The sequence below is a fragment of the Micromonospora arida genome (assembly GCF_042873195.1).
Classification (GTDB): domain Bacteria; phylum Actinomycetota; class Actinomycetes; order Mycobacteriales; family Micromonosporaceae; genus Micromonospora; species Micromonospora arida.
In genome coordinates this window covers 15,980-38,132 of record NZ_JBIALC010000001.1, presented here as the reverse complement: position 1 = coordinate 38,132, position 22,153 = coordinate 15,980, and the positions used below count along the sequence as shown (strand labels likewise).

The 22,153-nt window shown below is 73.2% G+C and carries 21 protein-coding genes; 6 read left to right on the top strand and 15 right to left on the bottom strand.

Annotation, left to right across the window (positions count from 1 at the left end):
- Positions 1–285: 285 nt before the first annotated feature.
- The 4 genes from ACFYP0_RS00195 to ACFYP0_RS00180 form a co-directional block, all read right to left on the bottom strand.
- Positions 286–1,569, bottom strand: coding sequence for a citrate synthase (locus tag ACFYP0_RS00195; protein WP_355499878.1), 1,284 nt, complete (start codon positions 1,567–1,569; stop codon positions 286–288).
- 299 nt (positions 1,570–1,868) lie between these two features.
- Positions 1,869–3,920 carry a sulfatase-like hydrolase/transferase gene (locus ACFYP0_RS00190; RefSeq protein ID WP_355499875.1) on the bottom strand — a complete coding sequence of 684 codons (2,052 nt, stop codon included), beginning with the start codon at positions 3,918–3,920 and terminating at the stop codon, positions 1,869–1,871.
- Positions 3,913–5,343, bottom strand: a complete 1,431-nt coding sequence (locus tag ACFYP0_RS00185) for a class I SAM-dependent methyltransferase (RefSeq protein ID WP_355499873.1) — start codon at positions 5,341–5,343, stop codon at positions 3,913–3,915. Before ACFYP0_RS00185 ends, ACFYP0_RS00190 begins: the two co-directional genes overlap by 8 nt.
- 16 nt (positions 5,344–5,359) lie before the next feature.
- On the bottom strand, positions 5,360–5,509 hold the full coding sequence (locus ACFYP0_RS00180; protein ID WP_165947858.1) for a hypothetical protein: 150 nt from the start codon (positions 5,507–5,509) through the stop codon (positions 5,360–5,362).
- Between the two features lie 200 nt (positions 5,510–5,709).
- On the opposite strand from ACFYP0_RS00180, the gene ACFYP0_RS00175 reads away from it, so the two are divergent.
- Entirely contained in the window at positions 5,710–6,558 is an 849-nt protein-coding gene (locus tag ACFYP0_RS00175) for an arginase family protein (RefSeq protein WP_355499992.1), read from the top strand.
- Between the two features lie 4 nt (positions 6,559–6,562).
- Here ACFYP0_RS00175 and ACFYP0_RS00170 read toward each other — a convergent pair whose 3' ends face one another.
- The 5 genes from ACFYP0_RS00170 to ACFYP0_RS00150 form a co-directional block, all read right to left on the bottom strand.
- Positions 6,563–7,834, bottom strand: coding sequence for a glycosyltransferase (locus tag ACFYP0_RS00170; protein WP_355499870.1), 1,272 nt, complete (start codon positions 7,832–7,834; stop codon positions 6,563–6,565).
- Positions 7,831–10,017, bottom strand: coding sequence for a glycosyltransferase family 39 protein (locus tag ACFYP0_RS00165; protein ID WP_355499868.1), 2,187 nt, complete (start codon positions 10,015–10,017; stop codon positions 7,831–7,833). Before ACFYP0_RS00165 ends, ACFYP0_RS00170 begins: the two co-directional genes overlap by 4 nt.
- A gap of 44 nt (positions 10,018–10,061) precedes the next feature.
- The gene (locus ACFYP0_RS00160; protein ID WP_355499865.1) at positions 10,062–11,567 is read right to left on the bottom strand and encodes a sensor histidine kinase; all 1,506 of its coding nucleotides are present in this window, start codon (positions 11,565–11,567) and stop codon (positions 10,062–10,064) included.
- Complete coding sequence (locus ACFYP0_RS00155) at positions 11,545–12,285, bottom strand: response regulator transcription factor (RefSeq protein ID WP_386994813.1); 741 nt, start codon at positions 12,283–12,285, stop codon at positions 11,545–11,547. Before ACFYP0_RS00155 ends, ACFYP0_RS00160 begins: the two co-directional genes overlap by 23 nt.
- Before the next feature lie 119 nt (positions 12,286–12,404).
- Positions 12,405–12,635 carry a hypothetical protein gene (locus ACFYP0_RS00150; protein ID WP_091408172.1) on the bottom strand — a complete coding sequence of 77 codons (231 nt, stop codon included), beginning with the start codon at positions 12,633–12,635 and terminating at the stop codon, positions 12,405–12,407.
- A gap of 199 nt (positions 12,636–12,834) precedes the next feature.
- On the opposite strand from ACFYP0_RS00150, the gene ACFYP0_RS00145 reads away from it, so the two are divergent.
- The 3 genes from ACFYP0_RS00145 (at position 12,835) to ACFYP0_RS00135 (ending at position 15,517) form a co-directional block, all read left to right on the top strand.
- Entirely contained in the window at positions 12,835–13,782 is a 948-nt protein-coding gene (locus ACFYP0_RS00145; RefSeq protein WP_355499859.1) for a serine/threonine-protein kinase, read from the top strand.
- A gap of 70 nt (positions 13,783–13,852) precedes the next feature.
- Positions 13,853–14,278 (top strand): OsmC family protein, encoded by a 426-nt coding sequence (locus tag ACFYP0_RS00140; protein WP_030332593.1) that lies wholly within the window; start codon positions 13,853–13,855, stop codon positions 14,276–14,278.
- A gap of 390 nt (positions 14,279–14,668) precedes the next feature.
- On the top strand, positions 14,669–15,517 hold the full coding sequence (locus ACFYP0_RS00135; RefSeq protein ID WP_355499857.1) for a hypothetical protein: 849 nt from the start codon (positions 14,669–14,671) through the stop codon (positions 15,515–15,517).
- A gap of 25 nt (positions 15,518–15,542) precedes the next feature.
- Here ACFYP0_RS00135 and ACFYP0_RS00130 read toward each other — a convergent pair whose 3' ends face one another.
- The 5 genes from ACFYP0_RS00130 to ACFYP0_RS00110 all read right to left on the bottom strand — a co-directional run bounded on the left by ACFYP0_RS00130 (position 15,543) and on the right by ACFYP0_RS00110 (position 19,958).
- The gene (locus ACFYP0_RS00130; protein WP_355499855.1) at positions 15,543–16,058 is read right to left on the bottom strand and encodes an ATPase; all 516 of its coding nucleotides are present in this window, start codon (positions 16,056–16,058) and stop codon (positions 15,543–15,545) included.
- Between the two features lie 114 nt (positions 16,059–16,172).
- The gene (locus ACFYP0_RS00125) at positions 16,173–16,619 is read right to left on the bottom strand and encodes a response regulator (protein WP_124854553.1); all 447 of its coding nucleotides are present in this window, start codon (positions 16,617–16,619) and stop codon (positions 16,173–16,175) included.
- Between the two features lie 84 nt (positions 16,620–16,703).
- Positions 16,704–17,051: an STAS domain-containing protein gene (locus ACFYP0_RS00120; protein WP_355499852.1), complete on the bottom strand. Its 348-nt coding sequence runs from the start codon at positions 17,049–17,051 to the stop codon at positions 16,704–16,706.
- A gap of 115 nt (positions 17,052–17,166) precedes the next feature.
- Positions 17,167–18,204 carry a cobalamin B12-binding domain-containing protein gene (locus ACFYP0_RS00115; RefSeq protein ID WP_355499850.1) on the bottom strand — a complete coding sequence of 346 codons (1,038 nt, stop codon included), beginning with the start codon at positions 18,202–18,204 and terminating at the stop codon, positions 17,167–17,169.
- Positions 18,201–19,958, bottom strand: a complete 1,758-nt coding sequence (locus ACFYP0_RS00110; protein WP_355499847.1) for a PP2C family protein-serine/threonine phosphatase — start codon at positions 19,956–19,958, stop codon at positions 18,201–18,203. The genes ACFYP0_RS00115 and ACFYP0_RS00110 overlap by 4 nt, the downstream gene beginning before the upstream one ends.
- Before the next feature lie 210 nt (positions 19,959–20,168).
- On the opposite strand from ACFYP0_RS00110, the gene ACFYP0_RS00105 reads away from it, so the two are divergent.
- Complete coding sequence (locus ACFYP0_RS00105) at positions 20,169–20,507, top strand: STAS domain-containing protein (RefSeq protein ID WP_355499844.1); 339 nt, start codon at positions 20,169–20,171, stop codon at positions 20,505–20,507.
- A 76-nt stretch (positions 20,508–20,583) separates the two neighbouring features.
- Here the strand turns inward: ACFYP0_RS00105 and ACFYP0_RS00100 are convergent, their stop codons facing one another.
- On the bottom strand, positions 20,584–20,898 hold the full coding sequence (locus ACFYP0_RS00100) for a hypothetical protein (protein ID WP_355499841.1): 315 nt from the start codon (positions 20,896–20,898) through the stop codon (positions 20,584–20,586).
- Positions 20,899–21,098: 200 nt separating this feature from the next.
- Between ACFYP0_RS00100 and ACFYP0_RS00095 the strand changes: the two genes are divergently transcribed.
- A complete protein-coding gene (locus ACFYP0_RS00095; protein WP_124854547.1) occupies positions 21,099–22,076 on the top strand; it encodes a DUF2267 domain-containing protein in 978 nt (325 codons plus the stop codon).
- The last annotated feature ends 77 nt before the right edge of the window (positions 22,077–22,153 follow it).

Sequence of the window (22,153 nt, the reverse complement as noted above, 5' to 3'; positions counted from 1 at the left end):
CCCGGTGCCGCTCAGGGCCCAGGGCCGCCCGGTGCCCGCCGCCCGGTGCCCGGGGCTCGGCGCCCGGGGCCTCCCGACGCCAAGGCTCGGGGGCCTGCCCCCGGCGTCACCCCGCCCGTGATCGACTCGACTTCCTGAAAGTCGGGGTGTCCCGGCACGAGGAACACCGCGCCTTCAAGGAACTCGAGTCGATCACGGGCGTGACGGGGCAGCTCGGAGCGCGGAAACGCGGCAGGCCGCCGACCCCGGAGGGGTCGACGGCCTGCTGGCGTAGCGAGGAGCGGGTCAGCGCTCGCCGAAGGGGACGTAGTCCCGCTCGGCGGAGCCGACGTAGACCTGCCGCGGACGGCCGATCTTGGTCTCCGGGTCGTTGATCATCTCGCGCCACTGGGCGATCCAGCCGGGGAGCCGGCCGAGCGCGAAGAGCACGGTGAACATCTTGGTCGGGAAACCCATGGCCTTGTAGATCAGGCCGGTGTAGAAGTCCACGTTCGGGTAGAGCCGACGGGAGACGAAGAAGTCGTCGGCGAGGGCGATCTCCTCCAGCTCCATGGCGATGTCCAGCAGCGGGTCCGGCTTGGCCATCCGGCCCAGCACGTCCTGCGCGGCCTTCTTGACGATCGCCGCCCGCGGGTCGTAGTTCTTGTAGACCCGGTGGCCGAAGCCCATCAGCTTGACGCCGTCCTGCTTGTCCTTGACCTTGCGGACGAAGGACCGGACGTCGTCGTCGCCGGCGTGGATCTGCTGGAGCATCTCCAGCACCGCCTGGTTCGCGCCACCGTGCAGGGGGCCGAACAGCGCGTTCACGCCGGCCGAGACCGAGGCGAACAGGTTGGCGTTGCTGGAGCCGACCAGGCGGACGGTCGACGTGGAGCAGTTCTGCTCGTGGTCGGCGTGCAGGACGAAGAGCATGTCCAGCACCTTCGACATCACCGGGTCGACCTCGTACGGCTCCGCCGGCACGCCGAACGTCATCCGCAGCAGGTTGTCCACGTACCCCAGCGAGTTGTCCGGGTACAGCAGCGGCTGACCGATGGACTTCTTGTACGCGTACGAGGCGATGGTGGGGACCTTCGCCATCAGCCGGACCGTGGAGATCTCCACGTGCTCGGAGTCGAACGGGTCCAGGCTGTCCTGGTAAAAGGTGGACAGGGCGCTCACCGCGGACGAGAGCACCGCCATCGGGTGGGCGTCCCGGGGGAAGCCGTCGAAGAAGCGACGCATCTCCTCGTGCAGCAGCGAGTGCCGCCGAATCCACTCGGTGAACTCGGTCAGCTGCTGCTCGGTCGGCAGCTCACCGTAGATGAGCAGGTAGGAGACCTCCAGGAAGGAGGACTTCTCGGCCAGCTGCTCGATCGGGTACCCCCGGTAACGCAGGATGCCCGCGTCGCCGTCGATGTAGGTGATCGCGGATGAGGCAGCGGCGGTGTTGACGAAACCGGGGTCGTACGTGGTCATCCCGGTTTCCTTCAGCAGCTTGCTCACCCCGACACCGGCGGGGCCCTCGACCGCAGGATGCACCGGCATCGACAGCTGCCCACCGGGGTGATCGAGCTTGACTTCCGTCATGTGGTTCCTCGCTTCGCCGGCAGATCTACGTTGAATTGCCTTCGCTTCTACCGTAATTGCGGCTCGGGGGACAACGCCCGCCGTGGTTCGGCGGTGAGGTATGCGTCACCCGATTCCCGACCGGGCGGCCGGGAAACCCGGTATCCCGCCAGACGGGACCGGACCGCACCGACCCCGGGAGCCAGGCCGGACCAACCCCGGGAGCCAGGCCGGACCAACCTCGGGACCGGACCGGACCGACCCTGGGAAGCCAGACCTGACGACCCCGGAAGCCGGGCCGGACCGACCGGGAAGCCGGGTCACGACAGGCTGAGGCGTCGCAGCGTACCGTCCGTCGCGACCTGGAAGACGGCGAGCTGGTTGGTGCCGGCGCGGAACAGCTTGTCGTCGGCGAGCAGCGCGGCGAACCGGCGTCCGCCGGGGTCGGCCGGCACCACCGGGACGACGGCCCCGATGCGGCCGTTGACGGCGACGGCGAGGAGGGTGCCGTCCGGGATCCGGTCCGGGACGTCGCCCCAGACCAGTGCCGGGAGGGCGCCGGTGTCCGGGTCCGTGGCGGTGAACGCCGCCAGGTCGGCGACGTGGGCGCTGCCGGCGGCCGGGCCGGTGCGTACCTCGGTGCCGACCAGGGGGTGGGGTGTCGGCAGGGGTGGTGGTGCGGGCACGCCACCGGGGAAGGTGACCGGTTCGCCGGGGCGGTCGTAGAAGTGTTTCGTGCCGTCGGTGCGGGGGGCCTGCCGGGCGGAGCGCCCGTCGACCCGCCAGGGCAACCGGACGCCGGCCTCGTCGGCCACGGTCGGCAGCAGGTCGACGTGTTCCCAGTTGCGGTCGTCCACCCGGCCGGCCTGCTGCCGGGGTTCCTTGACGAACGTCGGCACCCAGGCGACCTCCCCGGCGGCGGCTTTGATGGCGTCCATGCCCCGGCCCTGCGCGCCGGGGCGGAAGCTGACCCCGTGGTCGGCGGTCACCACGACGAGGGCCTGGTCGTAGAGGCCGTTGGCGCGCAGCGTCCGCAACGTCTCGCCGATCAGCCGGTCGGTGTAGCCGAGCTGGGCGAGGTGCCGCTGCCGGGCCAGGTCGACCCACCCGGCGCCGTCGTTGGGCAGGTCCTCGGGGGCGTCGTAGCGCGCCCCGGACGGCAGGTACGCCCACGGTGAGTGCGGCATCAGCAGGTGCAGGAAGTGCAGGGTGGGCCGGGTTGTCGGCTTCAGCCCGGCCAGGAAGCTGGTGAACCGGGCCGGTTGGTTGTCGTCCAGGCTGTCCCAGCGGAACTTCGGGTCGGCCGGCACCGGTTCGGCGGCGTCCAGGCCGGCTTCGGCGCGGGTCTGCTCGCGGTAGGAGTCCTCCGGGTCGACAGCGCTCTCCGTCGGCCCGGCGACCCGGCCGAGCAGCTTGCCGGTCTCCCGGACCAGCACGCCGAGCCCCTGTTCCGGGGTGACCGGCTGTTCGCAGCGGCTGGGTGGGCAGAGCCGGGTGATGCTCTCCTCGGCGCGGATGTCGTACAGGCCGCCGAAGGCGGTGAAGATGTTGTCCGGGTACTGCGAGTAGTGCGGGGCGACCGGCTTGGCCGGGTAGCGGCCGGTGAGCATCGCCGGGAGCGCGTTGGGCGTCCACCCGCTGACCCCGGTGGAGTTGCGGTACCAGGTGGAGCCGCCGGCCAGCTCGGCGAAGTGCGGGTACCGCCCGGCGTCGATCTTCCCGTCCGCGCCGAGCAGGCTGACCAGTGGCAGCTCGTCGAGGATCAGCATGACCACCGGCGGGTGCACGGCCGAGCCCTGCGCGGTGCCGGCCGCACCGCCGTCGCCGCGCGGCAGGACCACCGCCGAGGTGGGCGAGGCGAGCAGGAAGAGCGCCACGAAGGCCACCGGGCCGGCGGCGGCCAGTCGCAGCACCCGGCCCGGCGCCCGCCACCGCCGGTGCGCGGCCGCGCCGGCGGCTCCGGCCAGCACTGCCACCAGCAGCAGCGGTACGCCCCGAAGTGGCGTGACGTGTCGGCCGACCTGCACGGCGAGGGCGGCGACCAGCAGCCCGACCAGCCCGGTGTGGGTGAGGGCGCGGGTGGTCCGGCCGGCCAGTCGGCTGAGCGCGCCGAGCAGCGCCACCGCGATCGTTGGCAGCAGCGCCACCAGGGCGACCAGCAGCAGGATCTGGGCCGGGTCGGCGCGGTGGAACAGGAAGAAGTCGGGGCTGCGGCCGAGCACGTCCAGCAGTGGCTGGGTGACCACCAGGCCGACCAGCGCCGTCACCTCCAGCAGCCGGCCCAGCTCGCTCCGCCAGCCCTGGTACCACCGCGTGGAGGCCGCTGGCGACCGCTCGTCCGGGGTCGGCGGGTCGGCTGCGGGTTCAGCCACCCATCACCGTCCGGTAGAGCGTGCGGGTGCCCGAGGGCAGTTCCAGCCGGTCGGTGATCCGCCCTCGGGCGGCGAGCAACGTCTCGAAGGTGTCGCGTCGGTAGTCCGGGAAGAGACCGGCGGGCTTGTTGGCCAGCAGCCGGGTCGCCATCGGGTCCTCCGGGTGGACGAACTCCACCACCACCGCGCCGCCCGGCGCGGTCAGTCCGGCCAGCCAGTCGATGACCTCCGACAGCGGTACGTTGCGCCCGATCGCCAGGTGGTGCACCACGGCCAGGGCGAGCACCACGTCGGCGGACGCCCGCTCGGCGAAGCCGGCCCGCTCGACGCCCCGCCAGCCGCCACCCGGCGAGGGGTCGGCCAGGTCCAGCACCAGCGGCAGGATGCGGCGCTGCCCCTCGGAGCGCAGCTGTCGGTACAACTCGTCGACGACAGTGGGGTCCTGCTCGACGGCGACCACGTAGTCGGCGTGCCCGGCTGCCAGCCGCGAGTACCGGCCGTCGTTGGCGCCGAGGTCGAGCACCAGGCGAGGGCGGGTGCCGGCGGCGACCGCAGCGGCCACGAACTGCTCCTTCGCCACCCGGTCGCGGGCCGAGTAGCCGCAGGTGCGTTGGTAGTCCGACCAGTGGCTCTCGGGCGGACGGCGGTCCAGTTTGCGGACCAGTTTCTCGATGCCGCGTACGGTGGCGAGCAGCAGCTCCCGGGAGAAGCCGGCGGCGCGCAGTTGGTCGCGTACCTCGGTGGTGCTGGCGGCGGCGTTGCGTTGCTGCATGGCCCCGTGCAGGTGCAGGTGGGTCAGCACGCCGGGGCGCAGCCGGCGGGCCCCGCCGAAGAGCGGGCGCAACTCGTCGGCCTCGATGCCGTCGACGCGGGCGCGCAGCCACGGTTGGAAGTCGACGCCCAGGTGGGCGGTGAGCATCAGCGGGTAGAGCACGGTCTGGCAGAACTGCCGGTAGCCGGCCCAGGCTTCGCCGTCGCGGACCGGCTCGAAGGAGCCGATGTCGATGAAGACCGGTTGGGCGCCGCGCCACTGGAGGTTGTACGCCGAGCCGTCCTTCGTGGTGAAACCCTCGCCGAGCGCGGCGGTCAGGATCTCCAGGTGCAGCAGGGCGGCGTCGCGCAGCATGCTGAACGACCACTCGTACGGGTGGGAGACGAACGGGATGCGCTCGTGGCGCAGCACGGCCGCCCACGGCGTTCCGGTCGCGGCCGGCACCAGGGTGGGCGGGGCGTCCTCGGTGGCGCAGACCTTGCGCGCGGCGACGAGCGCCGGGAAGAACGTGCTGCCGGTCAGTGCCCGCCAGTGCTCGGCGGCCTGGGGGTCCAGCCCGCGCAGCACCTCGTCGCCGACGTGGAAGACCCGGTTGGCGGGGTCGCGGAAGGAGGCCGGCTCGGGCCGTACCTCGGTGGGTGAGATCGCCATCGTCGGGCTGGCCCGCTCAGCGCTGGTCGGTGGGTTGCCGGCGGAACCGGTCGACCAGCCGTCGCCAGTAGAGTTTTGCGGCGACCGCGGCGCCAGCCACCCCACCGACGACCGCCTGCACGATCAGGCTGCCGGACCCCGCGTCCAGGTAGGCCAGATGTTCCACCGATCGCTCCTTGCCTCGCCGCCTCGACACCGGCCTCCCAGGGCGTACACCGATGAGGCTTTTGACCCAGAAAGCCGGACTTGTCCCTCACCGTACGCCGGTCGTCGTCGCTGTCGCGGGCACATCGGCGTACTCCCAGCCGCACCACGGAATGCGGCCGTGACGGCCGGCCGCGCCGGTACGCTGCGGACGTGCGCTGGATGATCGTGGACGCGCCGCTGGACTCCTCCGGAGCCGGGCGCGGCGAGGAGCGGGCCCCGGCCGCGCTGCGCCGCGCCGGCCTGCGCGAGGCCCTCGCCGCCGACGACGACGGACAGATCGACGAGGCGCGGTTGCGCGACCCGAACCGCGACCCGGCCAGCGGGGTGAGCGGCGCGGCGGACCTGGTCCGGGCCGGCGGCGCCATCGCCGCGCGAATCGGCGCGCTGATCGCGGACGGCCACCGACCACTTGTGCTCGGCGGCGACTGTGCGATCCTGCCCGGCGTCTGCCGGGCCCTGCCCCCGGCGACCGACCTGTGGTTCGTCGACGCCCACCCGGACTTCCTCGACGGCGCGACCTCACCGACCGGTGAGGCCGCCGACATGGACCTCTCGGTGGTCACCGGGCACGGCCCCGCCGCCGCCGTCGGCCCCGGCGGCGCGCTGATCGAGCCGAGCCGCGTCCATCTGATTGGGCACCGCCCGGCCACCGACGAGAGCAGCCGGGTCGAGGCGGCCCGGATCGACCCGGCGATCCACCAGATCAACGCCGCCGAGTTACGGCGCCGGGGCGCGGCGACGGTCGGCGCGAGCCTGGCCGTCGACGGGGACGGACCAGCCTGGCTGCACCTCGACCTGGACGTGGTGGACCCGCGCGACCTGCCCGCGGTGACCTACCCCGAACCGGACGGGCCGCGCTGGGCGGATCTGATCGCGCTGGTCACACCGTTGGCCCGCGCCGACCGGCTGCTCGGGATGAGTGTGACCGACCTGAACACGGACGAGGACCCCGACGGGCGGCACACCCGACGCGTCGTCGAGGTCCTCACCGAGATGCTGAGCGGCTGACGTCTCAGCTGCGCCGGTGGTGCATGCCCAGGCGCAGCAGCACGAACCGCAGCACAGTGGCGGCCAGGTTCGCGGCCACCAGCACGGCCAACTCCACCGGCCGGGCCGGCATGGCGGAGACGACATGCAGCACGGCCAACGCGCCACTGGTCAACGCCAGACCGAGGGCGAAGGCCAGCAACCCCTGCGCGTGATGCCGGGCGGCGTGCTGGCGTCCGCTGATGCCGAACGTGAGCCGACGGTTCGCTGCCGTGTTCGCCACCGCGGTCACCAGCAGCGCCAGCAGGTTCGCCGGCTGCGCGCCGAGCACGCCCCGGGTCGCCACGAACAGCAGCAGGTAGGCGAGGGTGCTCGCCACCCCCACCGCCGCGAACCGGACCAGCTGCCGCGGCAGCCCGACCGGCACGTACCCCGGCAGCGCCTGGCCGGGCTCGACCGGAGGCACCTCGCCCGACTGCGCACGGAGCCCGGTCAGCGGTGCCCGGCCGAGCTGTGCGCGCAGGTCGGCCAGGGGCAGCGCGCCGGTCAGCAGCGCCCGGCCGAGCCGACCCACGCCGCGCAGGTCGGCCAGGGCGGTGGCGACGATGTCGACCCGGCTGTCCGGGTCGTCGACCCAGTCCACCGGCACCTCGTGGATGCGCAGCCCGGCCCGTTGGGCCAGCACCAGCAGCTCGGTGTCGAAGAACCAGCCGGTGTCCCGCACCAACGGCAGCAGCTCCGTGGCCACGTCGGCGCGGATCGCCTTGAACCCGCACTGCGCGTCGGAGAACCGCGCCGCCAACGCGCCGCGCAGCAACAGGTTGTAGGCCCGCGAGATCACCTCCCGTTTCGTGCCGCGCACCACCCGCGAGGTACGCGCCAGCCGGGTGCCGATCGCCAGGTCGGAGTGGCCGGAGATGAGCGGCGCGACCAGCGGCAACAACGCCGCCAGGTCGGTGGAGAGGTCCACGTCCATGTACGCCAGCACCGGCGCGGACGACGCCGACCAGGCGGCGGAGAGCGCCCTTCCCCGCCCCTTCGCGTCCAGGTGCAGCACCTCGACGCCGGGCAGCTCAGCGGCGAGGCCGTCGGCCACCTTCAGGGTGTCGTCGACGCTGGCGTTGTCGGCGACGGTGATCCGGAACGGGTACGGGAAGTGCGCGCTCAGGTGGGCGTGCAGCCGCCGTACGCACGGCCCGAGGTCGACCTCCTCGTTGTGGACCGGGATCACCACGTCCAGCACGGCGGCGGTGGGCCGGGCCTGGACCGCAGCCCGTGGACCGCCCAGCGCGGTCACGACGCCTCCGTACCGGCGTTGAGGTCGTAGACGGTGACCCCGTCGACGGTCTGCGCCAGGAACGTCTCCGCGACCCAGGCGGCGATCTCCTGGGAGGCCGAGCTGCCGCCGTTGGCCCGGAAGCCACCAGCACCGACGAAGTAATGGATTTTCCCGTCGGCCACGTACCGCTGGAACTGCGCGAGCGTCGGTGACGGGTCACTGCCGTTGAAGCCGCCGATCGCCATCACCGGTTGGCCGGTGGCGAGCTGATAGCCGGAGGCGTTGTTCGAGCCGACCGTCGCCGCCACCCAGGTGTAGTCGGCGCTGTCGCGCTCCAACAGCTGGCGCAGGGCGGCGCTGGGCTCACGGGCGTCCAGCAGCCCGCCCATTCCCCCGCCGGCCGAGCGCCCCTGGCCGCCGTCGGCACCGGGGAACTGGCCGCCACCCGGGAAGCCGGGCGCGCCGGTACGACCACCGCCCGGGAAGCCGGGACCCGGACCGCCGTTCTGACCGCCACCGGGGAACTGGCCGCCACCCGGGAACTGGCCGCCACCCGGAAGTTGACCGCCGGCCGGTGGTTCCATGCCGCCGGGCGGCCGGCCGCCGGGGAAGCCTCCCCGGCCGAGCCCGCCCGCCACGAACGGGCCGGCGCTGGGGATCGACCCGGTGTGCGGGGTGGCGGCGGTCTGCACCGCGTACGCCACCGGGCCGGCGAGGACCGCCGCTGCGCCAAGGCCCAGCACGACCGGCACCAACCGGCGGGGCAGCCGGGTGACCAGCAGCAGCAGCGCCGCACCGACCAGGCCGGCCACGAGCACGGTGGTCCGCAGCCACGGGTACCAGTCGGGGCTGCGTCCGAGCAGCACCCACGCCCACCAGACGGTGAGCGCGAGCGTGCCGGCGAGCGTCGCCGTGGCGGCCAGCGGACGCCACCGCTGCCAACGAGTACGGACAGCGGCACCTTCGCCCGGGGCGGGCAGCGGTCGGCGTTGCCGCCAGAGCAGCGTCACACCGATGCCGACCAGCGCGCCGATCGCCGGTGCGAGCGCCACCGTGTAGTAGGCGTGGAAGATCCCGGACATGAAGCTGAAGATCAGGCCGGTGACCAGCAGCCAGCCGCCCCAGAGCAGCAGCCCGGCCCGGGTGCGGTCGGTGCGGGCCGCTCTCCCGGTGAGCAGCAGGCCGACCACCAGCAGGATCAGCGCGGCCGGCAGCAACCAGGAGACCTGACCACCGATCTCGCCGCCGAACATCCGCAGCACGCCGGTCTGGCCCGAGAAGGGGCCGCCGCCGCCCGGCCGCGCGCCACCGCCGCCGACGCTGCCGACCTCCTCGCCGGTGATCCGGCCGAGGCCGTTGTAGCCGAGGGTCAACTCCAGGATGCTGTTGCCCTGCGAGCCGCCGATGTAGGGGCGGGCGCTGGCGGGGACCAGCTCGACGAGCGCCACCCACCAGCCGGCGGAGACCAGCACCGCCAGCCCGGCCAGCAACAGCTGCCGGACCCGTCGCCACAGCCCGGTCGGCGCGGCCAGCAGGTACACCCCTGCGAAGACGGGCACCACCAGGAACGCCTGGAGCATCTTGGTGAGGAAGCCGAAGCCGACCAGCACGCCGACCAGCACGATCCACCGGGTGCTGGCCGTCTCCAGCGCCCGCACGGTGGCGTACGCCCCGGCGACCAGCAGCAGGACGAGCAGCGCGTCGGGGTTGTTGAACCGGAACATCAGCGTCGCCACCGGGGTGACCGCGAGGACCGCTCCGGCGATCAGAGCGGCGGCCGGCCCGTACCAGCGCTTCACTGTCGCGTGCAGCACCCCGACCGAGGCGACCCCGCAGAGCGCCTGCGGCACGAGCATCGCCCAACTGTTCAGCCCGAAGATCCGTACGGAGAGCGCCATCAGCCACAGCGACGCGGGTGTCTTGTCGACGGTGATGGAGTTGGCCGCGTCCGACGAGCCGTAGAGGAACGCCTTCCAACTCACCGACCCGGCCTGCACGGCCGCCGCGTAGAACGAGTTGGCCCAGCCGGAGGCGCCCAGGCCCCACAGGTAGAGCAGGCCGGTGGCGAGCAGCAGGACCGTCAGCGCGGGTGTGGCCCAGGCCGGGGAGCGGCGCGTCGGCGGCGGGTGCTCGTCGGGGCGCGGGGCCGTCGGCGGCTCGGGCTCGGCGGATGCCGTAGGCGTGGTCTCGGTTCTGTCCATGCGGCCAGCCTCGACGGCCGGGCTGGCGCGACCCCATGCGCCGACTATGCGTCAGCTGTGGGATTCGGCAACCGGACGGTGAACATTGTCCGGCCTGGACGGCTCTGCACCTCCACAGTGCCGTGGTGGGCCTCCACCACCGCCGCGACGATCGCGAGGCCGAGGCCGGTGCTGCCATGTTCGCGGGATCGGGAGCTGTCGCCCCGGGCGAACCGCTCGAACATCTCCGGTTGCAGCTCCTGCGGCACCCCCGGCCCGTCGTCGGCGACGGTGAGCACGGCGCTGGCGGCGTCGACAGCCAGCGTGGTGGTGACAGTGCTGCCGGGAGGGGTGTGCACCCGGGCGTTGGTGAGCAGGTTCGCCACCACCTGGTGCAGCCGGGCCGCGTCGCCCGGCACCCGGATCGCCACCTCGGGCAGTTCGAGCTGCCAGCGGTGTTCGGGGCCGGCGACGTGCGCGTCACTGACCGCGTCCACCACCAGAGCGGTCAGGTCCACCGGTTCGACAGCGAGCGGCCGGCCGGTGTCGAGGCGGGCCAGCAGCAGCAGGTCGTCGACGAGGCTGGTCATCCGGGTGCTCTCCGACTCCACCCGGCGCAGCGCGTGCGCCACGTCGGGGGGAACCTCGTCACGGCCACGCCGGGCCACCTCGGCGTAGCCGCGAATCGCCGCGAGAGGCGTCCGCAGCTCGTGGCTGGCGTCGGCGACGAACTGGCGTACCCGGGTCTCGCTGGCCTGCCGGGCGGAGAGCGCGTCGGCGACGTGGCCCAGCATCCGGTTCAGCGCCGCGCCGACCTGACCGACCTCGGTGCGTGGGTCGGTGTCGGCGGCCGGGACCCGGACGGCGAGCGCCACCTCGCCCCGGTCCAGGGGCAGCTCGGTGACGCGGGTGGCGGTGGCGGCCACCCGGTTGAGCGGTCGCAGGGTCGCCCGCACGATCAGCGCGCCCGCCACACCGGCGAGCAGCAGCCCGACCGCAGCCACCCCGGCCTGCGCGGCGACCAGCGCCCAGATGGTCTCCTGGACGCCGGAGAGGGGGATTGCGACGACGCGTACGCGGCCGTCCCAGTACTGGCGGGCCACGGCCCGGTAGTCACCGCGATCGCCGAGGTCGACGGTGCGCGGTCTGGCGTCGACCGGCAGGTCCGCCAGCGCCGCGACCTCCCCCACCGCGACGGTCTGCTCATCGGGGAACGGATCGGCGCTGGAGACGCTGTTGGTCAGGGTCCGGGCGCTCGTCACGCGACCATCGGTGATCTCGGCGACCACCACGCCGGACGGCAACCCCTGCGGGACGCCCGGTCCGTTGCCGGGAAAGGCGGGTCGCCCCGGACGGTCGCCCCGCATGGCCGTCGCGGGGGCCAACTGGGCGTCGAGCCGGTCGATCAGGAAGTGCCGCAGCGCCACGGTGGTCAGGCCACCGATGGCGACGCTGACCAACGCCAGCAGCGCGAGCAGGGCGAACACCAGTCGGGTACGCAGGGAGCGCCCGGCCAGCCACCCGCGGGCGGCGCGCAGCGGGCGGCGCCTACTCGGCGGGTTTGAGGACATAGCCCGCGCCGCGCAGCGTGTGGATCATCGGTGCCCGGCCGGCGTCGATCTTCTTGCGCAGGTAAGAGATGTACAGCTCCACCACGTTGGCCTGGCCACCGAAGTCGTAGTTCCACACCCGGTCGAGGATCTGCGCCTTGCTGAGCACCCGACGCGGGTTGCGCATCAGGTAACGCAGGAGCTCGAACTCGGTCGCGGTCAGGGTGACGAGCTGGCCGGCCCGCCGGACCTCGTGGCTGTCCTCGTCGAGGCTGAGGTCACCGACGGTCAGCACCGCCTCCTCCCGGGCGGCGATCGCCAGCCCGGAGCGGCGCAGCAGCGCGCGCAGGCGGGCGATGACCTCCTCCAGGCTGAACGGTTTGGTGACGTAGTCGTCGCCGCCGACGGTCAACCCGGCGATGCGTTCCTCGACCGCGTCGCGGGCGGTCAGGAAGAGCACCGGCACGGTCGGAGCGTGCTCGCGCAGCCGTCGCAGCACCTGGAAGCCGTCCAGGTCGGGCAGCATCACGTCGAGCACCACGGCGTCCGGTTGGAACTGTCGGGCGGTGCTCAACGCCGCCATGCCGTTGCCGGCGGTGCGGACCTGCCAGCCCTCGTAGCGCAGGGCCATCGACAGCAGGTCGGTGAGCGTGGGTTCGTCGTCGACCACCAGCACCCGGACGGGTTCACCGTCGGGGCGACACAGCTCGATCCGGCTCGGCGCGGCCTGCCCGTTCATGACCATGGGCCCCATGGTGGCCGCCACGCCTGTGCCACGCCCCTGCGGAAGCTGTGCGCGAGCTGTGCGGGCGGGCCGACGCGACGCCGGCGACGCCACCGGTCAGCCCCGCCTCGTGGTCACTCGGACACCCCGTACGCGTCCGTGCGCACGAACCGCATGCTCCAGCCGCCGGCCTCGTCGGGCCGGTCACGCTCGTAGAGGTGGTCGGGGCCGGGCTGCACCGGGCCCGTGCCGTCCGGGTGACGCATGATCCAACGCTGGGGCGGGGCGCCGTCCGACCCGGCCGGCAGCAGCCGGACCAGGCCGTCCGCGGGCCCACCGACGAAGCGTACGGTGACCTCGCTCATCGCGGCGTCCCCTCGGGTGACCGTGCCGGCACAATCGGTGACACCGGCTCTGGCTCGCAAGCTACCGCACCCGCCGCCGTGGCGCAGCGAGGTGCGCGGGGCCGTCCGCACGGAATCGGGCTCCGGTTTGCCCAGCTCGGCACCCGGGTACCGGCACCTGTGCACCCGCCGCCGGCGGGGCGAGGACGAGGAGCGGTCGATGCGGATGCTGGACGGGCGGTACCGGCTCGAACAGCGCATCGGTGTGGGCGGGATGTCCGAGGTGTGGCGGGCCTACGACCAGGTGCTGGACCGGCCGGTCGCGGTGAAGCTCCTCTCGCCCGGCCGTGACGATCGGGACGGCCCGGTGGACCGGATCCGGGCGGAGGCCCGGTCGGCGGCCCGGCTGGAACACCCCAACGTGGCCAGCGTGCACGACTTCGGCACCTCCTCGACGTGGCCCGGCCGACCGGTGCCCTACATCGTCATGGAGCTGGCCGAGGGTGAGACGCTCGCCGTGCACCTGCGCGCCGGGCCGCTGGACTGGCAGATCGCGGTGCGGGTCTGCGCGGAGGTCGCCGCCGCGCTGGCCGCCGCGCACGCCGAGGGCATCGTGCACCGGGACGTCAAGCCCGCCAACATCATGCTCACCCCGGCCGGGGTGAAGGTGCTCGACTTCGGCATCGCCATCGCCGCCGGCGCGCCGGACCCGATGCCGACCGGGATGGTGCTGGGCACCCCGGCGTACCTGGCACCCGAACAGCTGGACGAGGCGCCGGCCACCCCCGCCGCCGACATGTACGCCCTCGGCGTGCTGCTCTACTACAGCCTCACCGCCCGCCTGCCCTACCGCGCGGCGACCGCCAGCGAACTGCTGCTCGTCCGCCGCCGTCGGCCACCGGAGCCGCTTCCCGACATCGCCGGGCTCCCGCCGGAGGTCGCCGACCTGTGCCACTCCTGCCTCGCCGACGACCCCGAGCAGCGTCCGACCAGCCTGGTCGCCGCGCTGCTGCTGGCCGAGGCGGTGGACGCCCGGGTGTACGTGCCGATGACGATCGCGGCGACCCGCCGGCCGGCCCCGACGTCGCCGTGGACCGAACGGGCCGCTGCGGAAGCCACCGAGGCGGTGGTGCTGGTGAACGAGTCGCACCTGCCCGCCGGGCGCTGACCGGAAGACCCGCGGCGTTTCGCCGGGCGGCGAAGGGGTAGCCGGCCTGGTGAGCGACGGGAGAAACGCGATGCCGGATCAGAGTTCCTGGCTGCGTGAGGCCACAGCGACCGCCGAGGGCGGTCACGTACGCACCGACGATGGCGGGCTCTCCACCGCGCTGGCCTCACCGCTGGCGCCGCACTGCACCGGATTGACCCCGGAACAGTTGCTGGCCGCGGCCTTCGCCTCCTGCCTGCATCACGCGGCGGTGGAGGTGGCCGGGGAGATCACCGACGAGGCGCACACCGTGCAGGTGCGGGCGGAGGCGAAGCTGGGGCGGGACAACGACGGCCGATACCGGGCCGACGTGCACGCGGAGATCTCCTCGGCTGGGCTGAGCCGAGATCAGCTGGCCGACCTGGTCGAGTACGCCGACCGGCTCTGGCCGTTCTCCAGCGGCGACGCCAGCCGACACCGCCTGACCGTCACCCCAGCCGAGAACGGCCGACACTGACTCCACGCTCCAGGTCGTCGCCCGCCACCCGCCACCCGCACGCCCCACCGCGCCGATCTTGCACTTTCGGTCGTCGATATGAGGCGTAGTGCCCCCTATGCCGCGACAGCAAGTGCAAGATCGCCGAGGTGGGGGGCTGGGGGGCTGGTTGGTGGAGGCGTGCCTCGGTTGTTCGGCTGAGTCCTGAAGGTGGCCGGAGGTGCGGCCGGCAAAGTGGCGGGGGGACCGCATTCGCCCGGCAATTCGGGAATAACCGTCTGGAGCGGTCTGCGAGGTTGATCTACTCCACTCGCGTTTTGCCCGATAAAGTCGGCATGATCAGGGCAAATTGTGGCGCATGCCACCGTACGGGCTGATGGCATCGGGCATTCAGCTCTTTAGCCTCGTCAGGTGCATCCCGACGACCCCTCCGCCCAGAAGCTGACCGACGCGCGCCCGAGCACCCCCTCGGACGACGCCGCATCAACCGAACGGACGATCGGCCGTCACCGCGCTTCCGAACCGTCGCGGCGTGCCCTGCTGGGCTCGACCCCGGTGCGGGTGGCGCTGGCCACCGGTGTCGCCTGCTGCCTCAGCCTCGTCGCGGTCGCCACCGCGCGAGGCAACGACGACACCCCCCGTACGGTCGAGCCGCTCGCCGAGGCGGTGGCCGACCGCGCCGCCATCGCCAACGAGCGCGCCTCCCGGTCGCTGGACCGCGACGCCGCCCCCGCCCGGATCCTGCCCAGCCCGACGGCGAAGCCCACGCCGACTCCCACCGCAGTCCGCAAGGCACCCAAGAAGCCGGTCAAGCCCCGCCGCCCCCGGCCGGTCGCCGGCCTCGACCAGGCACAGATGGACAATGCGAAGATCATCGTGGACGTCGGCCTGGAGATGAAGATGCCGCGCCGCGCCCTGGTGGTGGCACTGTCCACCGCGATGCAGGAGAGCAACCTCTACAACCTGGCCAGCGACGTCCTCCCGGAGTCGGCGGAGTACCCGAACCAGGGCAGTGGCTCCGACCACGACTCGGTCGGGTTGTTCCAGCAGCGGCCCAGCAGCGGCTGGGGCACGGTGGCCCAGCTGATGCGCCCGTCGTACGCCGCGCGGGCCTTCTACACGGCGCTCAACGAGATCCCAGGCTGGCAGGACATGAGCGTCACCGCCGCCGCCCAGGCCGTGCAGATCTCCGCCTACCCCGACGCGTACGCCCAGCACGAGGACCGGGCGACCACCGTCGCGGCGGCGCTCACCGCCTGAGCCGGGCACCCACGCCCGCGCAGTCTCAGCGACGGCCCGGCGGTGGCTCCGCGCCCGCGTCCGGGCCCCCGACCCGGCTGCCCGGCACCGCGGCGGCTGCGGTGGGGGTATCGGCGGGCACCTGGTCGACCGTCACCTGGCTGAGGATCTCGTCCACCCGCACCTCGCGCCGTCGGCGAGCGTCCAGCGCCGCCTCGAAGTCACGCCGGGCCTGCACGGCCTCCGCGTACGCCCGCTCCCGCACCCGCCGTGCCTCCTCGCGGGCCTCGTCCAGCTCGGCGCGGGCCTGGGCCAGGATGTCGGCGGCCTCGCGCCGCACCGCGTCACCGGCGTACCGGGGGGCACCGACGTCGCCCAGGTCGAGCCGCTGCAGGAGCCCACTCAGCCAGGCTGCCTCCTGGCGGATCTCGTCCCACTCCCGGCCTGCCCCGGCCGTGCCCTCGGCCCGCGCCGCGAGCCGGGACAACCGGATCCCCAACTCGTCCAGGCAGTAATCCACCTGCCGCTGGTCGTAACCGGTCTCAACGACGGAGAACCTCATACTGTCGCCCCCAGGCAGCTGCTGTTACTTCCCCACCTGGATCCTCGGCCGCGACCGCTCGCGCCGAGGGGGTTCGGGAAAATTGTTCAGCATGCGCGCAGGCGGCGCGGGGCGTCAGGCGCGCTTGGGCAGCACGACGACCCGGCCGAAGAACTCGTCAATGCGGCGCACCACGTCGTTGAAGTCGTCCAGGTCGATCGGCTTGGTGACGTACGCGTTGGCCTGCAACGTGTAGCTGCCGACGATGTCGGTGTCGGCGTTGGAGGTGGTCAGCACGACGATCGGGATTGTCCGCAGATCCTCGTCCTGCTTGACCGCACCGAGCACCTGCCGACCGTCCATCCGCGGCATGTTCAGGTCCAGCAGGATCACGTCCGGGCGGCGGGCCTGCTCGTGTCGGCCCTCGGCGCGGAGAAACTCCATCGCCTCCTCGCCGTCACTGACCACGTCGATGATCTTGTCGACGTCGGAGTCCGCCAGCGCCTCCTCGATCATCAGCACGTCACCCGGGTCGTCGTCGACCACCAGGATGCGTACCGGCTGCGGGCTGTCTGCGCCCATCACTACCTGCCTCAGAGTTGGCGAAGACGGGACCCTGACGGTCACCGCGCTGGCGGGAAAATGCTGGCGGGGAAATCTAGCCCATCAGGACGCACTGCGGGACGCGGGGTCGACCGGCTCCGGTTCGTAGCGCAACACGTCGGCAAGACCGGTCACCCGCAGCACCCGCTCGACCCGCCCCTGGGCGCCGGTGAGCCGGAGCCACCCCCCGTCGGCCGCAGCCTGATTGTCGCCCCGGACGAACACGGCCATCCCGGTGGAGTCACAGAACGTGAGGTCGGTCAGGTCGAGCAGGATCCGGGTCTCGCCCGCCGCGGTGAGCCGGTTGATCGCGGCGGTCAACTCGGGGGCGGTGCTCAGGTCCAGCTCGCCTGCGAGCCGCAGACAGGCGCCACCACCGTCGCGCTCGACGTAGTTGACGCTGAACGTCACCGTTCTCCCCCTCGCTCCACCCTCGGTGGGACGTTTGCAGTGCGGCAAGTATACGCAGAGCTGAAACGTTCGCCTCCGAGCGCGGTGATCAATCCGGATGCCACCGGCGGGTCGGTCAGCGGGCAGTGGCTGGCAGTGCCGCGCATCCCAGCGCCAGCGCCCGCGCCGCCCTGGGGAAGTCCCGCAACGCGGCGGCGTAGTGCTCCAGCGGCAGCACGACCGCCCCGGCGGGCACCCCACGACTGCCCAGGATCCCCGACAGCCACTCCACGAACTCGGTGAACAACGAGGCGTCGTCGACGTAGACCGCCGCCGCCAGGAAATCCACTATGTGGCCCAGGTCGCTCACTGTCGCGTCGAGCTGAGCGGCGGTGTACTCCCGTGCCGCCGGCACCCGCTCCCGCAACTCCGCCAACGCGCTGTCGATCAGCTCACCGCGACGTCGCACCAGGCTGGCGTACTCGTCGTCGGCCAGGTGGACCAGTCGGGCCGGCGGCGCCCCGCGCAGCGCCCGCTCGTCGGCGATCAGCTCGGCCGCCGAGGGCGCGTCCGGCGCCCAGGCCACCCCGAGCCGGCGCGCCCACCGGCCGTCCGCGCCGAACCCGCGCCCGCCGACCACCACCGGCACGTCCGAGCGGCGGCAGGCCTCGATCATCCGATGGGCGTACGGCAGGCGCATCGGCAGCGCGCACGCCAGCGCGACCGCGTGCGCGTCATAGCGGTGCAGGTACGACACGAGGTGCGCCGCTGGCACGCTGGCACCCAGGAAGGTCACCTGCCACCCGCGTAACCGCAGCACCTCGGCCACCAGCCGAGGCGGCAGCGCGTGCCACTCGCCGTCCATGCAGGCGACCACGACCCGCCCGCCGGTCGGCCGCGGTTTGGCGTACGCGGACACCGCCGCCACCACCTGCTCGCTGATGTGGGTGGCCGCGTGCTCCTGGGCGACGCTCCACTCGTTGCGCGCCCACCGCTCGCCCACCTCGGCCTGGGCGGGCGCGACCAGGTCGAGCAGCACCCGCTCCGCTGGGACGCCCGCGTCGAGCAGGCCGATCGCCATCTCGGTCGCGCCGTACTCGTCGGCGTCGGCGAGGCAGTCCAGGTAACCGGAGTACGCCTCGCCGAGGTCGGTGGTGGCCGTGGCGGCGGTCACGCGTCAACTCCCTCTGTCTGGTCGGTGCCGGTGGGCACCGAGTGCAGGTGCCGCACCCCGCGCCCGCTCGGGCCGGCCGCCCGCAGCGCCAGCACGGCGATGTCGTCGTGGTCGCCCTGGCCCAGCCAGTCGCAGGTGATCTGCTCGACCCGTTCGGCCAGGGCCGGCGCGGGCATCCGCTGGCAGCCGGTCAGCGCGGCGACCAGCCGCTCGGGGCCGAAGTGTTCGTCGCCGCGCCGACCGCCCCGGGCCTCGGTCACCCCGTCGCTGTAGAGCAGGCAGGTCTCGCCCGGCGCCAGCCGCACGGTCACCTCCCCGACCCGGGGGTCGGGCACCACCCCGATCAGCATGCCGCGCAACGGCACCGTCTCCACCTCGCCGGAAGCGCGCAGCACCAGTGGTGGCAGGTGCCCGCCGCCGGCCATGGCGAGGGTGAGGCCACCGTCGCGCTCCGGGCGGGCCACGCCGAGCACGATCGTGGCGAAGCGGCCCTGACCGTGCGCCTGGGTGGTCTCCAACAGCGCGTCGTTGAGCAGCCGCAGCAACCGCGCGGGGTGCGACTCCAACCGGTGCAGCGCCTGGAGGCACTGGCGCAGTTGGCCGGTGAAGACGGCCGCTTCGACGCCCTTGCCCGACACGTCGCCGAGGAAGAACACCGAGCCGCCGTCGGGAAGCCGGTGGGAACCGTAGAAGTCGCCGCCGATGCGCAGCCCCGCCTGCGCGGGCCGGTACGCGGTGCCCCACTGCACGCCGGCGGCCTCGACCGGTTCGACCGGCAGCAGGCTGGCTTGGAGGGTGTCGGCCACCTCCGCCTGGTCGCGGTAGAGCAGCGCGGTGGTCAACGCCGCGCCGGCGCGGGCCGCGAAGGCGCGGACCAGTTCCACGTCGTCCTCGTCGTACCAGCGGGTGGCGCGACGGGCCACCAGCAGCACACCGACCGGCGCGTCACGCCCCGGCAGCGGGACGACCCGGGCGGCGCTCTCGGTGCCGGCCAGCCCCGGCAGCCAACCGGCGTCGACCGCCTGCTCGACCAGCCAGTCCACCGCGTGCGGCTCGGCCCCGGTCAACCCGTCGGCGATGGCGGTCGGCAACTCGCCGCCGGCCAGCACGCCGCTGTCCACCGTCGGCACCTCGTCGTCGGTGCGGGAGGCCCGCCACCAGCGGGCGCGCCCGGCCCGCGGGGCGATCACCAGCACCGCCACCTCGGCCAGGGTCGGCACGGCGAGTCGGACGACCGCGGCGGCAGCCCGGTCGGGGTGCAGTGGGTTGCCCAGCTTGTCGCCGACCACGGCCAGGAACGCCGAGCGGGCCCGTTCGGCGAGCAGCGCGTCGGCGCGGCTGACGCTGTCGGTGACGTCCTCGACGTACCAGCAGCAGCGGTCACCGGAGAGCGGCACCTGGCGCGCGGTGAGCCGGCGCCCGCGATGGGTGAAGCTCCCGGGGACGCCTTCGCTCAACCCGGGCACACCGGCAGCGCTGAGCAGGTCGCCGGACGTCACCTCGGGCAGCAACCGCTCAGCCACCGGGCTGACGTGCCGCACGACGCCATCGGCGTCGCAGACCACCAGGCCTTCCCGGAAGTGCTCGACGACCTCTAACCAGTCGGGCGTGGCCTGCCCCCGGTCGGGGGCCAGCGGCGGCAGGGCAGCGGTGGGGCGGCGAACGTCGGCGGACCACGCCGAGGGTCGTGTCGTGCTCGGCGTGGAGAGCCGTCCGTCGCCCGGGTCCCAGTCCCTGACGTCGGAAGCAGTCACCAGCTGAGCCTCACTCCTTCTCGTTCACCGAGCCCGTGCCGGAACCGGCGTATACGCTCAGAACTCTCCGGCCACCCTACGCCGGAACCCGGAAAGCGGCATCTCACAGCAGGTGGCGGGCACCGCCACGGCGGGGGCACGGACGAGGGCCACGCTGCGTGTCATCGCCCCCCGCTTTGCGTTTCGTCGCTCCACAAGGAAAATGGTGGGATGCCCGACCAGCTGTTGACCATCGAGACGACCCGGCTCGCCGCCGGGAACGTCCGACTCCGGCTGACCGGCGACCTCGACTACGACACCGCGCCCGAGCTGATCGCCGCGACGGCCGAGCTGCGCGGCGACGGCGACGCCCCGGTTCTGGTCGACCTGACCGGGGTGACCCTCTGCGACTCCTCCGGGCTCAGCGCGCTGCTGGTGGTGCACCGGGCCGCCGGGGCGATCCGCCTGACCGGGGTCAGCCCCCAGCTTCAGCGGATGCTGGACCGCACGGGCATCAGTGAGTTGCTCGCCGAGGCGTACGCCGATGACGACGTGCGCGCCATCGGCTGACCCGTAGGCCACCCCCGGAAAGCGAAACGGGGTGGCCCCCGACCCTGGGACCTGGGGTCGGGGGCCGGAGGAATGTCTAGGGTGCCGTCATCGGCTGAAGCCGGGGGCCGTCCTCACGCCGCTCGCCGATCGGGGCCGGGTCCACGTCCTCGGGCTCCCCCGAATCGGGCGTCTGGTACAGGTAGCGGACGAACTGCCCACCCGCCTCGTTGTCGTCCGCACCGGGCCACTGCCCGATGCAGTCCATTCCGATCACCTCGCGGCCCGTTCCGTCAGCCTCCTCCAGCAACGCCCACAGGCTCACCGGGTAACACCTGGTGACCTCGGGTGTGAGCTGCCAGCGGGCGTACCAGCCGGGTCGAGCGGGGACGATCTCGACAACTTCCTTCATGACGACCTTCCTTCCGCGTACCTCGGAAGAACTCCGGTCCTGACCCGATCGTGCGGGCCGTGCGGGTGAGCACCCCTCACCCCCGCCGGATGAAGCGTGGCGCGGGCCGCTCCGACCCGGCCGGCGGCCTCCGTTTCCTTCTCCGGGACGACGGGAAGGCGACTGGCGCAGCCACGATCCCCAGCGGAAGGGATGCCACCATGCGCAAGCAGATGGAGGGCGACAACCAGCGGCGCCGGGCACTGGCCCGGCAGGCCCGCGAGCAGAATCGCCAGCCCAGCGAGATCGGCGCCAGCCTGAGCGCGTCCAAGCAGCTCACGAGCCTCGATGCGGGTAAGCGGGCCGGCCCAGCAGCGGCCGGAACGCACAAGTCGGACAGCACGCGCGGCGGGCCGGCACCGCCGCCGGTCGGTAGCGCCGACAACCCGCGACCGCAGCCGTCCCCGCCGAGCGGCGCGGCCGGTGTGAACAGCATGGGCTACCACGACCTGGTCGACGAGGTCCGGCGTCGCGCCGGGGTCGACTTCAAGACCGCCAAGGTGGGCACCGAGGCGACCGTGCTGGTCCTCGCGTTCGCCCTGGAGGCCGCCGAGCGGCAGCGGCTGCTCGCCGCGGTGCCGGCGTCGCTGCACGACGTGCTGCCGGTCGACGGCATCGAGCGGCACCAGGACCTGCCCGGCTTCCTGGCCGAGGTGGGCCGGATCAGCGGCAACACCCCGGAGCAGGCCCGGTACCAGGCCGAGGCGACGATCGCCGCGCTCGCCGAGCAGGACGGCGACCTGGTCGAGTCGTTGCACGTACCCGACGGGTTGCGCGACCTGCTGAACCCGCCGGAGGCCGGCGGCGGCCTGGTGGGCGCCTCCACCACCACACCCACCCTGGACGCCGACGAGATCAGCGCTGCGCTGACCGACCTGCCCTACTGGGCCGGCGACAGCCAGGGCCTCTACCGGGTGGTCGCGCTGCCGCCCGACAACCTGGACCGGGTGCTCGCCCGGCTCGACCGGCTGCGCCAGGACAACGGCCGCGGCCCGAGCATCGGACGTCCGGGCGACACCGCCGCCGTGTTGACAGTGCGGACCAGCCAGGCCAACGGGGTCACCGCGCTCGACGTGGACCTCGCCCGCCAGATCGACGACGCGATCGACGAGGTGGGGGCCGGGATGGCCGGCGGCTGACCGGGCACCACGACCCCGTCGGGCCGGCGGACCGGGGGCGACCCCGCTCCGCCGGCCCGTCCGCCGTGCCGGGTGGG